Source organism: Vibrio sp. FF145, assembly GCF_041439075.1.
Lineage (GTDB): Bacteria > Pseudomonadota > Gammaproteobacteria > Enterobacterales > Vibrionaceae > Vibrio > Vibrio tasmaniensis_A.
This window is the reverse complement of the sequence record NZ_JBGONH010000005.1, coordinates 1-13,322: the sequence shown is the minus strand read 5'-3', so window position 1 is coordinate 13,322 and position 13,322 is coordinate 1. Positions and strand designations below refer to the sequence as shown.

General features: G+C 45.2%; 9 protein-coding genes. 8 read left to right on the top strand and 1 reads right to left on the bottom strand.

Annotated features, from left to right (window positions below; genetic code table 11):
* Positions 1-123: 123 nt before the first annotated feature.
* Together glnE and hldE are read left to right on the top strand one after the other, a co-directional pair.
* Entirely contained in the window at positions 124-2,973 is a 2,850-nt protein-coding gene (glnE, locus tag ACED42_RS03255; protein WP_371701389.1) for a bifunctional [glutamate--ammonia ligase]-adenylyl-L-tyrosine phosphorylase/[glutamate--ammonia-ligase] adenylyltransferase, read from the top strand.
* Between the two features lie 165 nt (positions 2,974-3,138).
* The gene (hldE, locus tag ACED42_RS03250; protein WP_009848977.1) at positions 3,139-4,569 is read left to right on the top strand and encodes a bifunctional D-glycero-beta-D-manno-heptose-7-phosphate kinase/D-glycero-beta-D-manno-heptose 1-phosphate adenylyltransferase HldE; all 1,431 of its coding nucleotides are present in this window, start codon (positions 3,139-3,141) and stop codon (positions 4,567-4,569) included.
* Positions 4,570-4,728: 159 nt separating this feature from the next.
* On the opposite strand, the gene tolC is transcribed toward hldE, so the two are convergent.
* Positions 4,729-6,039 (bottom strand): outer membrane channel protein TolC, encoded by a 1,311-nt coding sequence (gene tolC, locus ACED42_RS03245; RefSeq protein ID WP_017102956.1) that lies wholly within the window; start codon positions 6,037-6,039, stop codon positions 4,729-4,731.
* Between the two features lie 226 nt (positions 6,040-6,265).
* On the opposite strand from tolC, the gene nudF reads away from it, so the two are divergent.
* The 6 genes from nudF (at position 6,266) to parC (ending at position 13,211) form a co-directional block, all read left to right on the top strand.
* Positions 6,266-6,895, top strand: a complete 630-nt coding sequence (nudF, locus tag ACED42_RS03240; RefSeq protein ID WP_012603196.1) for an ADP-ribose diphosphatase — start codon at positions 6,266-6,268, stop codon at positions 6,893-6,895.
* 4 nt (positions 6,896-6,899) lie between these two features.
* Positions 6,900-7,340, top strand: coding sequence for a DUF1249 family protein (locus tag ACED42_RS03235; protein ID WP_009848962.1), 441 nt, complete (start codon positions 6,900-6,902; stop codon positions 7,338-7,340).
* Positions 7,341-7,399: 59 nt separating this feature from the next.
* Positions 7,400-8,224: a 3',5'-cyclic-AMP phosphodiesterase gene (gene cpdA / locus ACED42_RS03230; protein WP_009848963.1), complete on the top strand. Its 825-nt coding sequence runs from the start codon at positions 7,400-7,402 to the stop codon at positions 8,222-8,224.
* Positions 8,224-8,829: an esterase YqiA gene (gene yqiA, locus ACED42_RS03225; protein ID WP_017101355.1), complete on the top strand. Its 606-nt coding sequence runs from the start codon at positions 8,224-8,226 to the stop codon at positions 8,827-8,829. The genes cpdA and yqiA overlap by 1 nt, the downstream gene beginning before the upstream one ends.
* A gap of 239 nt (positions 8,830-9,068) precedes the next feature.
* Positions 9,069-10,949: a DNA topoisomerase IV subunit B gene (parE, locus tag ACED42_RS03220; RefSeq protein WP_009848965.1), complete on the top strand. Its 1,881-nt coding sequence runs from the start codon at positions 9,069-9,071 to the stop codon at positions 10,947-10,949.
* Positions 10,950-10,952: 3 nt separating this feature from the next.
* Complete coding sequence (gene parC / locus ACED42_RS03215) at positions 10,953-13,211, top strand: DNA topoisomerase IV subunit A (RefSeq protein WP_371701387.1); 2,259 nt, start codon at positions 10,953-10,955, stop codon at positions 13,209-13,211.
* Positions 13,212-13,322 lie beyond the last annotated feature (111 nt).

The following is a 13,322-nucleotide window of genomic DNA, read 5'->3' as shown; positions in this document are numbered from 1 at the left end:
TAATGTGGGCGTTTTTTATTGGCAGAACTTTGGTATAACTAATCATTAGTTTTTAGAACTCGTTATTGAAGAACCGAACCGACAAACCAATTGTTCGGTGCGCAGCTTACACAAGGAAGAAACATGCCATTGCCTTCTCTACTCGTCACTCATTCCCAGTCTGCTTTTGAGCAATTATTAGAGCATCAAAGTGACGCCATTAACATTTGGCCTGAGTCGCTGATTGCCGATCTCAAGCGTGTATTAGGCTTGAGCTGTTTTGTGGGTGATTGTTTACAGCGTGACTCGATTTTATCCAGCACCTTGCCAGAGGTGCTGAGATGCCAAGAGCGTGCGGAAGGGTATCGTAAGCGTTTGGCCGAGTTACTTTCAGGTTGTGTTGATGAAATGAGCGGTCAACGTGTACTGCGTCAATTCCGTAATCGTGAGATGACCTACATTGCTTGGCGTGACTTTATGGGCTCATGGGATCTAGAACAGAGCTTAAATCATTTGTCGATGCTAGCAGAGGCGATGATCTTTGAGACCTATCAATGGCAGTACGATATTTGTTGTAAAGAGTGGGGCACACCTTGTAACGAGCAAGGAGAAGCGCAGCCTATGTTGATCATAGGTATGGGCAAGTTAGGTGGCGGTGAGCTGAATTTCTCTTCCGATATCGATCTAATTTTTACTTACCCTGAGAATGGTGAAACCCAAGGAGCAAGAAGAAGTATCGCCAACGCGCAGTTCTTCACGCGTTTGGGGCAACGTATTATCAAGGCGCTTGATCAGCAAACCTTTGACGGATTCTGTTATCGAGTCGACATGCGCTTGCGTCCATTCGGGGAGAGCGGCCCTTTGGTCATGAGCTATGCTGCTCTTGAAGACTATTACCAAGAACAAGGCCGTGACTGGGAACGCTACGCAATGGTTAAGGCGCGTGTGATGGGCAGCGAAATGTACCCTGAATACCAAGAGCTCCGCCAGATGCTGCGTCCGTTTGTTTTTCGTCGTTATATTGACTTCAGTGCCATTCAATCTTTGCGTCGAATGAAGTCGATGATCAGTAGCGAAGTGCGACGTCGCGGCTTATCAAACAACATTAAGCTTGGCTCTGGTGGTATTCGTGAAGTCGAGTTTATTGCTCAAGTCTTTCAACTGATTCGTGGTGGACGTGAACCGAGCCTTCGTGGTCGAGGTTTGTTGGAGACGTTAAGTGCGATTGAATCTCTTCATTTATTAGAAGCAGAAGAGGTCGGTCACTTACGTGAGGCATACCTGTTTTTACGCCGCCTTGAGAACCTATTACAAGCGATGGCCGACAAGCAAACTCAAACCTTACCTGATGGCGATTTCGAACAGTTGCAACTTGCTGTCGCCATGCAGTTTGCAGATTGGGATGGTTTGATTGATGCGACCCGTGCTCATATGGCGAATGTTCACACCGTATTCGAAGACCTAATTGGGGTTGATGAAGATGATGCTAACCCAATCGCGAGTCACTTTAGTGAGTTGTGGGATATGGCTCATAAGCAAGATGTGATTGAGCAGGTTCTAGAGCATGACATCGCGATTGCTAACCCGCAGCAAGCGGCGAAAACCATTATCCAATTCAAAGCTGATTTGGCTAAGAAAACCCTTGGCCCTCGTGGACGTGAGGTACTCAATCGATTAATGCCCAAAGTGTTTCAAGCGCTCTACACCGCCAAGGATGCTGAATTTGGTTTGTCTCGAGTACTGCACCTGCTGCAAAAAATTGTTACGCGTACCACGTATCTTGAGCTATTGGATGAGCACCCCGCGGCCCTCACTCAACTCGTTCGCTTATGTACAGCGAGCCCGATGATCTCGGAGCAGTTGGGTCGCTATCCAATCCTGTTAGATGAACTTATTGATCCGCAGCAACTCTATAATCCCGTGCCTTTAGAGTCTTACAAGACCGAGTTACGTGATTATCTAGCCCGTATTCCTGAAGATGACATGGAGCAACAGATGGAGGGGCTGCGTCAGTTTAAGCAGACTTGTATCTTGAGAATTGCAGCCGCTGATATTGCGGGCGTTTTACCTGTTATGAAGGTAAGCGACCATCTAACCTATTTAGCAGAAGCGATTGTTGAGGCGGGTATTAATCAAGCATGGCTGCAAGTGTCGGCTAAGTTCGGTGAGCCCACTCATGTGAAAGATCGAGAAGGGCGCGGTTTTGCCGTGGTTGGTTATGGCAAAGTTGGTGGCTGGGAGCTGGGTTACAACTCCGATCTTGATATTGTGTTCATGCACGATTGCCCAGTACACATCTATACTGATGGTAAGAAAGAGATTGATGGACGCCAGTTTTATCTAAGGTTGGCACAGCGCATTATTCATATTTTCTCGACCAGAACTGCTTCTGGTATTTTGTACGAGGTCGACACTCGCTTGCGCCCTTCAGGTGTCTCTGGTCTATTAGTGAGTCCAACCGATGCCTTTGATGAGTATCAGCATAATGACGCGTGGACTTGGGAGCACCAAGCTTTGACTCGCGCTCGTATGATTTATGGTGATGACTTATTGGCTTCGGCATTTAACAAGACTCGCCATGAGATTTTGTGTTTGACTCGAGATGAAGCTGTACTTAAAAAATCCGTTGTCGATATGCGTGAAAAAATGCGCGGGCACCTAGGTGGAAAAAAAGCCGATCGATTCATGCTGAAACAAGATACGGGTGGTATCACCGATATTGAGTTTTTGGCGCAATATTTAGTACTTCGATACAGTAATGAAAAACCTAAGTTGACTCGTTGGTGTGACAATGTACGAATCTTTGAAAGTCTGTTGTCACAAGGGATTATGGACGAACAGCAAGGCATGGCATTAACTAATGCCTATACAACATTAAGAGATGAAATCCATCACCGCAACCTACTCAACCTTGATGCGGACGTGGCGATTGATAAATTTAAAATGGAAAGGGAACATGTTGTTCAGGCATGGAAGCAATGGATGGAAGCGTAACGGAACTATTTCTTAACGGTTACGTCATTATCATTTAGTGATCGCTTATCGACTTCTTAGCTACTAGAGTATCTATCGAGTTAGGCTTTCACTCATTTTTCTATGGTTTAGCCACTGTAATCAGTGTGCTAGACTCTAGCCAGATTCGATTTTTGGAGATCCACAATGAAACCAATTCTACCTGACTACAGCCAATCAGGCGTTCTTGTTGTCGGTGATGTAATGCTTGACCGTTACTGGTATGGCCCTACTGGCCGTATTTCACCAGAAGCACCTGTGCCCGTTGTTAAAGTAGAAAATAACGAAGAGCGCCCTGGTGGTGCTGCCAACGTAGCAATGAATATTGCCTCTCTTGGTGGTCATGCTCATATCGTTGGTTTGACTGGAAAAGATGAGCCAGCTGAGGTGTTGAAAAATACTTTGGGTGCATTAAAGGTTAAGTGTGATTTTGTTGAGTTGGACGATTACCCGACCATCACAAAATTGCGTGTCATGAGCCGTGGACAGCAGTTGATCCGTCTTGATTTTGAAGACAAATTTGAGAACACGGATCCTGAACTTGTTTTATCTCGCATGGAGCAAGCTCTTCCTAATGTACGCTCGGTAATCTTATCTGATTATGCGAAAGGTGCTTTGGAGCATGTGCAGAGCTTTATTCAAAAAGCGCGCGCAGCGAACGTTCCGGTGTTTATTGATCCTAAAGGTGCAGATTTTGAACGCTACCGTGGGGCGACATTACTTACGCCAAACATGGCGGAGTTTGAGCTGGTTGCCGGTAAGGTTAAGTCTGAAGATGAAATGATCGAAAAAGGGCTCGCGTTAATCGAAGAGTTTGATTTTGAAGCCTTGTTAGTGACTCGCAGTGAGCATGGCATGACATTGCTCCGCAAAGGCGTAGAACCATTCCACTTACCGACTCAAGCAAAAGAAGTGTATGACGTTACTGGTGCTGGTGATACGGTTATTTCAGTATTAGCAGCTTCAGTTGCTGCAGGTAAGCCACTTGATGAAGCGTGTGCATTAGCAAACGCTGCAGCTGGCGTGGTAGTCGGCAAGCTAGGTACATCGACGTTGTCTACGATTGAGTTAGCGGAAGCGATTCATGGTAGCCAAGATACTGACTACGGTGTGATCTCTGAAGCTGCCCTAGTTGAAGCTGTGAAACGTGCTCGTGCGAAAGGTGAGAAAGTCGTTATGACTAATGGCTGCTTTGATATCCTGCATGCGGGACATGTCTCTTACATGAACCATGCTGCTGAGTTAGGTGATCGTTTGATAGTTGCTGTGAATACGGATGAATCAGTGAAACGCTTAAAAGGTCCAGGTCGTCCTGTGAACCCAACCGATCGTCGTATGGCGGTACTGGCTGGTTTAGGTGCGGTTGATTGGGTTGTTCCGTTTTCTGAAGATACACCGCAACGTTTGATCTCTGAAGTTCTTCCAAGCATTCTTGTGAAAGGTGGTGATTACAAACCTGAAGAGATTGCTGGTGGTGCAGAAGTGATTGCGGCTGGCGGTGAAGTTAAAGTACTTAACTTTGAAGATGGTTGCTCTACGACTGAAATCATTAAAGCGATTAAAGGTGGTCGAGGCTAACTCTTAGTCTTCTAGCTTTCTCGTCTCAAGGCTTAACCTTTGGGTTAAGCTGAGATCAACAGATAATAAAAATGCCGCTCATTGAGCGGCATTTTTGTAGCGGTAATCTAGTCACTTTATTAAAGACTCTGGTTAGAGTATTTAACTAGGATTTAAGCATTACTTACTTGCGACTTTTAGACCTGCGTTTACATCAACAATGTCTTGTTCGCTTAGCGTGCCAACAGCTTGACGAAGCTGAAGTACACTTAGGATGTAGTTGTAACGAGCATCTGAAAGGTTCTTGTTGGCATCGTATAGACGACGAGTTGAATCTAGTACGTCAACGATAGTACGAGTACCTACATCAAAACCTGCTTCTGTAGCTTCTAGAGCCGACTGAGCAGAAACAACAGACTGTTCGTAAGCGCGTAGCGCACCAATTGAGGCACTGATGTTGTTGTTGAATGCACGAACGTCTTTCACAACGCTACGGTAAGTTGCCTCTAGGTCTTCACTTGCTGCAACGTAGTTGTATTCAGCCTGTTTAGTCAAAGAAGTTGTACTACCACCTGTGTATAGAGGCACAACTAAATTTAAGCCGACGTTTAGGTTATCTTGGTCGTAATCACTAGGGCTGCTTGATTGATCGGCAAGAGAGTAGCTACCGTCCAACGTTAGGCTAGGTAGATGACCTGAGCTTGCTAGCGTGATGTTATCTTTAGCGATGTCTTGATCAATACGTGATGCCAATAGCTTCAGATTTTTCTCTTGAGCTTGCTCAACCAGTGCAACAGCAGATTCAGAAGACTTGCTTGCTGAGAAGCGGTCTGTATCTAAGATGTTTAGGTTAGAGTGCTCTTGACCTGTGATTTCACGTAGACCTTCGTAGTTATTAATCAGAGTGTTCTCTGCTAAAACTTCATCAGCCAAAACACCATCGTACTGAGCTTGCGCATCATGCACATCGGTGATTGCTGAAAGGCCAACTTCAAAGCGCTGCTTAGTTTGTTCCAGTTGACGAGCAACTGCGGCTTTTTCAGCACGAACAAACTCTAGGCTATCTTGAGCACGAAGTACTTCGAAGTAAGCGGTAGCAACACGAAGGATCAAAGCTTGTTGCTCTGCTGCGTATGAAGAATCAGCTTGGCGAGCTTTTTTCTCTGCTGTATCTAGCGTGATCCAAGAAGAGCGCTTGTACAGCTCCTGAGAAAAGTAAATTCCAGCTCCCCATTGATTGCTGTCATTATTTACATCACTTCGCTCACCACGGTTGATGTCGTAGTTAGCTCTCAAGTCAATTTGTGGTAGCAAGTCACTACGGTTTGACGTTACTGCTTCAAAAGCGGCATCGCGCTTCGCTGCTGAACGAAGAAGTTGAGGATCGTTCTGTTTTGCTTGGTCGTAAACCTCAGCTAGCGTATCAGCGAAAGCTGACGAACTCAGGCTGCCAATTGCTGCACTGATAAATAGTGGAAGCAGTTTTTTCATTTTCCTATTCCTGCCTTTAATGGAATTTTCTTTAAAAGAGTTTAACCCAGTTTGGTGGTAATTTACTCGAAACTTTGCACTTTTTTACAGTTAACTGTCCACTTGTGCAATATTTATTTTTTAAAACTTAACTTTAATTATAAGTTTTATACTAAAAGTTGAACCTTATCCTTGGTAGTTAACTCGGACAATGAGTAAACTATAAGATCACTTAGTGAGGTATCAAATGCAACAGTATGACAATCAACGACATGAGTTTACTCCGCAAGATGTGGAAATAGTCTCAAAAGAGACGCTGTTTCGTGGTTTTTTCAAAATGGTTAAGTACACATTTAAACATAGACTGTTTGAGGGCGGCTGGAGCCAACCAATCGAGCGTGAGATGTTTGAGCGTGGACATGCTGCCGCGTTGTTACCTTATGATCCTATACGTGACGAAGTCGTGATCGTCGAACAGATCCGTGTCGGTGCTCTAGAGCATGAGAACCCGTGGCAATACGAAATTGTTGCGGGGATTATTGATACCGATGAATCACCACAAGATGTTGCTCGTCGTGAGGCGATGGAAGAAGCGGGAGTCGAAGTCGGATCTGTATTGCCTATTACTTCGTATTATCCTTCATCCGGCGGTTGCTCAGAAAAGCTCGACGTCTTTGTTGGTTGTGTTGACGCCACGACAGCAAAAGGGGTTCACGGATTGGATTACGAAGGTGAAGATATTCGAGTACAAGTGATGAGTCGCGAAGCCGCTTATCAGTTAGTAAAAGACGGTGTGTTTGAAAATGGCGCCACGATCATTGCGCTGCAGTGGCTACAATTAAACTACCAAGAATTACAGTCAGAGTGGATAGATTAACGTCATGCCAAATATAGCAGTCAAAAAACCGTATCATGTCGATCTGGCTGAATTGATGCGAGTTTACGAGACTAACTATGCCAAACTTAATGCTCTGTTACCGGTTGAGCATGAGGTTGGTGACGTTCGCTGTTACCAAGCCGTTAATATGGTGTATCAATTGACAGTGAATGAGGTCACAAAATACACCACATTAATAGATATATGTCAGAGTGACGCGATGCCAGTGTTTCCTTTGCCAAAAATGTCTGTCAGGCTATATCACGACGCTCGAGTTGCAGAAGTGTGCGCTAGCGGGGATTTTTCGCGAGTCAAAGCAAAATATGACTATCCCAACACAAAACTTCTGCAAAAGGATGAGAAATTTCAATTGAACAAATTTCTTGGGGAATGGTTAACGTTTTGTTTAAAAACAGGTATCAGCCGAACCCCAGTTTCTTTTTAATTGAGCCTATTTAAAAACACTTTTAAAGTCTAAACAGTAACGTATCTGGATTTGTTATTTTGGAATTATCACACACTTCAAAATTTGATGAGAGCAGTATTAAGCTTGTACAGCTAACGGACACGCATTTATTTGCGCCGAGCAATGGCAGCTTATTAAGCATCAACACTCAAGATAGCTTTCGTGCTGTAGTCGATGCCATTGTTAGTCAAGGCTTTGACTATCAAGCGATTTTGGCAACCGGTGATATTTCTCAAGATCACAGTGCTGAGTCGTACCAAAAATTTGAGTCAGGAATTCAACCTTTGGATAAGCCGTGTTACTGGTTACCAGGGAATCATGACTTCAAACCGAATATGGGCAGTGTTTTACCATCACCACAAATACAGTGCGTTGAGCATGTCTTGCTAGGCAATAATTGGCAGATGGTGATGCTGGACTCGCAAGTGGTTGGTGTGCCTCACGGACGTCTCAGTGATCAACAGCTTGATCTACTAGAACAAAAGCTAACCGAATTCCCCGAACGTAATACCTTGGTTCTGCTGCACCATCATCCACTATTGGTTGGCAGTGCATGGCTGGACCAACATAACCTGAAAGATGCTGATCAATTTTGGGAAGTGGTTCAACAGCACACCAATGTGAAAGCGGTACTGTGTGGTCACGTTCATCAAGACATGAATCGAGATCATCATGGTGTACAAGTCATGGCAACACCGTCGACTTGTGTGCAATTCAAACCTAACTCAGATGACTTTGCGGTTGATACTTTGTCGCCTGGTTGGAGAGAGATTGAATTGCATCAAGATGGATCTGTAAGCACGCAAGTTCGCCGTTTACCTCATGGACAATTCTTACCTGATTTTGAAGCGGCAGGTTATTGATGTTTGATTCTGAACAGCAAGCCGCTAAGCCGCCACTGCTTCTCTATATTCACGGCTTTAACAGTTCATCACGTTCTCACAAAGCAACGGTGATGGCTGACTATTGCGCGGAGCATCGTCCTGATATCAAGGTGATGACACCTCAACTGCCGAGTTTTCCTCAGCAAGCGGCCATTTATTTGCAGCAACTGGTGGAGCAATATAAAGAGCAATATCAGATAGCGTTGGTAGGTAGCTCGTTGGGTGGCTATCTTTCAACATGGCTGAATAGTCACTATGGCTTTAAAGCTGTGGTTGTGAACCCAGCCGTTAAGCCGTATGAGCTTCTTGCTGACTATTTAGGTGAACAAGTAAATCCATACACAGAAGAGCGATATGTTCTGGAAACAAAACATATCAATGAACTGAAGGCGTTAGAGGTTCCGGCTATCGCTCAGCCGAGTGACTTCTGGTTACTTCAGCAAACGGAAGACGAAGTTCTGGATTACCGACAAGCGGTAGAGAAGTACCAAGGTGCAGTACAGACAGTAGAAGAGGGCGGGGATCATAGCTTTGTTAATTTTGAACGCTACCCCCAACAAATCATCACCTTTCTAAATCTTTAATCTGTTTCAGCAATCAAGTAATTTTCTCTTGTTTGACTGTTATTTCATCTATCAGTGGTGAAATATCATAGTTTGATGCCTTAGTTTTTGAACTAGCTTGACATCATTACTCAGCTTCCAGACTATATTCCCCAATACTTCGCTCGTTCGCTCTACTATGACGGTTCATAGTAATGATTTCGCTTTAGTCAAACTAGAGCCAGCGAACTGACGCAAACTTTTTGAGTAAACTCCGTATTATGACTGAACAATATAATGCAAAAGACCTCGAGGTACTTGAAGGTCTCGACCCCGTGCGACACCGCCCGGGAATGTATACCGAGACAGAAAGACCAAACCACCTTGCCCAAGAAGTCATTGATAACTCGGTTGATGAAGCACTAGCGGGACACGCTAAGAAGATTAAAGTCGTGTTGCATGCTGACCAATCGTTAGAAGTGACGGATGATGGCCGTGGTATGCCGGTTGATATCCACCCTGAAAAAGGCATCTCAGGTGTTGAGCTGATTTTAACTAAGCTCCACTCTGGCGGTAAGTTCTCGAACAATAACTACAAGTTTTCAGGTGGTTTGCACGGGGTAGGTATCTCGGTGGTAAACGCGTTGTCAAAACGTGTTGAAGTGACGGTTCGCCGTGACGGTCAGGTACATGAAATTGCCCTTGAAGGTGGTCATGCCGTAACGGATCTTACTGTTACAGGTACTTGTGGTCATCGCAATACCGGTACGACGGTACATTTTTGGCCAGATCCAAAATATTTCGATAGCTCTAAGTTCTCTGTTTTACGTCTTATCAATAACTTGCGCGCTAAAGCTGTACTTTGCCCTGGTTTAGAAATCACCTTTGTCGACAAGGTTGGCGGTGAAGAACATAAATGGTTCTATGAAGATGGTCTAAAAGACTACCTTGCAGAAGGTGTGAAAGGTTACACCTTACTGCCTGAGGAACCTTATGTTGGCGAATTCGTTGCTGAAACAGAAATGGCGAACTGGGCGATTATTTGGCAGCCAGAAGGCGGTGATATGATCACCGAGAGTTACGTGAACTTAGTACCAACTAAGCAAGGTGGTACACACGTAAACGGCCTTCGACAAGGTCTGCTTGATGCAATGCGTGAGTTCTGTGAATTTCGTAACCTTCTACCGCGTGGCGTTAAGTTAACGGGTGACGATATTTTCGATCGTTGTTCGTACGTATTATCGGTGAAGATGCAAGATCCGCAATTTGCTGGTCAAACAAAAGAACGTCTTTCTTCTCGTCAAACCGCAGCGTTTGTGTCTGGGGTGGTAAAAGATGCCTTTAGCTTGTGGTTGAACGAAAAACCACAACTGGCAGAACAGTTAGCTGAAGCTTGTATTGCGAATGCTCACCGTCGCATGCGCGCAAGCAAAAAGGTTGTGCGTAAGAAGATTGCTTCAGGCCCAGCACTGCCGGGTAAGCTAACCGATTGTTCGGTTCAAGATTTAAGTCGTACCGAAATCTTCTTCGTGGAAGGGGACTCGGCGGGTGGTTCTGCTAAACAAGCACGTGATCGTGAGTTCCAAGCGGTTATGCCACTTCGCGGTAAGATCCTAAATACATGGGAAGTGTCAGCGGACCAAGTATTGGCTTCACAAGAAGTACATGATATTTCGGTGGCTCTGGGTATCGACCCGGACAACGATGATTTATCAGGCCTGCGTTACGGTAAGATCTGTATCCTTGCCGATGCGGACTCGGATGGTCTTCATATCGCGACACTGCTATGTGCATTGTTTACCCGCCATTTCCATGCATTGGTTGAAGCGGGTCATATCTATGTGGCAATGCCTCCTCTGTATCGTATCGATTGCGGTAAAGAAGTGTTCTACGCACTCGATGACGCAGAGAAAGATGGTGTGCTTGAGCGACTGTCGCAGAAGAAAGCTAAGATCAACGTGCAACGATTCAAAGGTCTGGGTGAAATGAACCCACTTCAGTTACGTGAAACCACCATGGATCCAAACACTCGTCGTCTTGTTCAATTAACGATTGATGACAACGAAGCGACCAACGAGATGATGGACATGCTGCTTGGTAAAAAACGTGCAGATGATCGCCGTACATGGCTACAGACTAACGGTGATATGGCCGAGGTATAATGGATGTCTAACGAAATTACATATGATGGCGTTGAACAGCTGCCAATGCGCAAGTTCACCGAAGATGCCTACTTAAATTACTCAATGTACGTGATCATGGATCGTGCATTACCGTATATCGGTGATGGCTTGAAGCCAGTGCAGCGTCGTATTATCTACGCGATGTCTGAGCTGGGCTTATCAGCTGCATCGAAATACAAAAAATCAGCACGTACCGTTGGTGACGTATTAGGTAAGTATCACCCACACGGTGACTCTGCTTGTTACGAAGCGATGGTATTGATGGCGCAGCCTTTCTCTTACCGCTACCCATTGGTAGACGGTCAAGGTAACTGGGGTGCTCCGGACGACCCGAAATCGTTCGCTGCAATGCGTTATACCGAAGCGAAATTGTCTAAGTTTGCTGAGGTTCTGCTAGGTGAACTAGGTCAAGGCACCGTTGATTGGCAACCAAACTTTGATGGCACCATGAAAGAGCCTCAAATGTTGCCTGCACGTCTGCCTCACATCTTACTTAACGGTATTACTGGTATCGCGGTAGGTATGGCGACTGACATCCCGCCTCACAATGTCCGTGAAGTGGCGAACGCAGCGATTCACTTGATTGATACGCCGAAAGCTGAACTTCCAGATGTGATGGGTTTCATTCAAGGCCCTGATTACCCGACAGAGGCTGAGATTATTTCGCCGAAGTCGGACATCGAAAAGATCTACCGTACTGGACGTGGCAGCATCAAGATGCGCGCGGTTTGGCACAAGGAAGGCTCTGATATTGTTATCACGGCTTTACCTCATCAAGTGTCAGGTGCGAAGTTACTTGAGCAAATTGCTAACCAGATGCGCGCTAAGAAGCTGCCAATGGTTGACGACTTACGTGATGAATCAGATCACGAGAACCCAACGCGTATTGTTGTCGTTCCTCGCTCAAACCGTATCGACTGTGACCAATTGATGAGCCACCTGTTCGCTTCTACGGATCTAGAGAAAAACTTCCGCGTTAACTTGAACATGATTGGTTTAGACAATCGTCCTCAAGTTAAAGGCCTAGTTCAAATTCTGAAAGAGTGGATTGAGTTCCGTCGTACAACTATTCGTCGTCGTTTGCAGTACCGTTTAGATAAAGTACTAGCACGTTTGCACATTTTAGAAGGTTTGCTTGCTGCTTATCTTAATATCGATGAAGTGATTGAAATCATTCGTACAGAAGACGAACCATGTCCTGTATTGATGAGCCGTTTCAACATTTCTGAAATTCAAGCTAATGCGATTCTTGATATTAAACTTCGTAACTTAGCTAAGTTAGAAGAGTTTAAAATCCGAGCGGAACAAGAGGAACTTGAAGCTGAACGTGAAAAGCTTGAAAAGCTACTCGGTTCAGAGCGTCGCTTGAATACGTTGATCAAGAAAGAAATCCAAGCAGATGCAGATAAATACGGCGATGATCGTCGTTCACCTCTGATTGAGCGTGCTGAAGCGAAAGCACTAACAGAACGTGACTTAGTACCAAGCGAACCAATCACGGTTGTGTTGTCTGAGAAAGGTTGGATTCGTCATGCTAAAGGGCATGAAGTTGATGCTGAAGGCTTGAACTACAAATCTGGTGATAAGTTCTTAGCGAGTGCTAAGGGTAAGAGTAACCAACAAGCGGTGTTCCTTGGCAGTGATGGCCGAAGCTACTCCCTTGAATCTCATTCATTACCGTCGGCACGTAGCCAAGGTGAGCCAATTACAGGCCGCCTGAACGTCAGCCCTGGTACTTCGATTCGCCAAGTGGTGATGGGAGAGAATGAACAATTATGGTTAGTCGGTTCTGATGCAGGTTATGGCTTTGTTTGTAAGGGTAGCGATCTGCTTTCAAAGAACAAGAGCGGTAAAGCGTTAGTTAACTTGCCACAAGCTTCTGAAGTGATGTTGCCAAGCCCTATTGCAGATCTGGACAGTAACCAGATTCTGGCGATTACTAACCAAGGCCGTATGTTGTTGTTCCCTATTAAAGACCTACCTCAGCTGAGCAAAGGTAAAGGCAACAAGATCATCAACATCCCTTCTGCGAAAGCAAAAGAGCGAGAAGAGTTTGTATCGCATCTGATGGCTATTCCAGAGAATGCAACGCTGACTATTTACGCGGGCAAACGTAAACTTGGCTTGAAACCTGCGGATCTTGAAAACTTCCGTGGTGAGCGTGGTCGTCGTGGTGGTCTGCTCCCAAGAGGTTTGCAGCGTGTGACTCGCATCGATATCGATGAACCTAGTGACGCCTAGTTTTGATTGAGTTTATCATTAGCTTTGATTGATAAAAGAAAACCCAGCTTAAGAGCTAACACTGATCATTTAAGCATTTTCCTGATCAGTTGAACGATCCTACAGATGGTT

Bases quoted from the DNA above. Each gene is read 5' to 3' on its own strand.
- hldE (WP_009848977.1), top strand. From the start codon at position 3,139: ATGAAACCAATTCTACCTGACTACAGCCAATCAGGCGTTCTTGTTGTC.
- parE (WP_009848965.1), top strand. From the start codon at position 9,069: ATGACTGAACAATATAATGCAAAAGACCTCGAGGTACTTGAAGGTCTC.
- parC (WP_371701387.1), top strand. From the start codon at position 10,953: ATGTCTAACGAAATTACATATGATGGCGTTGAACAGCTGCCAATGCGC.
- nudF (WP_012603196.1), top strand. From the start codon at position 6,266: ATGCAACAGTATGACAATCAACGACATGAGTTTACTCCGCAAGATGTG.
- yqiA (WP_017101355.1), top strand. From the start codon at position 8,224: ATGTTTGATTCTGAACAGCAAGCCGCTAAGCCGCCACTGCTTCTCTAT.
- tolC (WP_017102956.1), bottom strand. From the start codon at position 6,039: ATGAAAAAACTGCTTCCACTATTTATCAGTGCAGCAATTGGCAGCCTG.
- glnE (WP_371701389.1), top strand. From the start codon at position 124: ATGCCATTGCCTTCTCTACTCGTCACTCATTCCCAGTCTGCTTTTGAG.
- ACED42_RS03235 (WP_009848962.1), top strand. From the start codon at position 6,900: ATGCCAAATATAGCAGTCAAAAAACCGTATCATGTCGATCTGGCTGAA.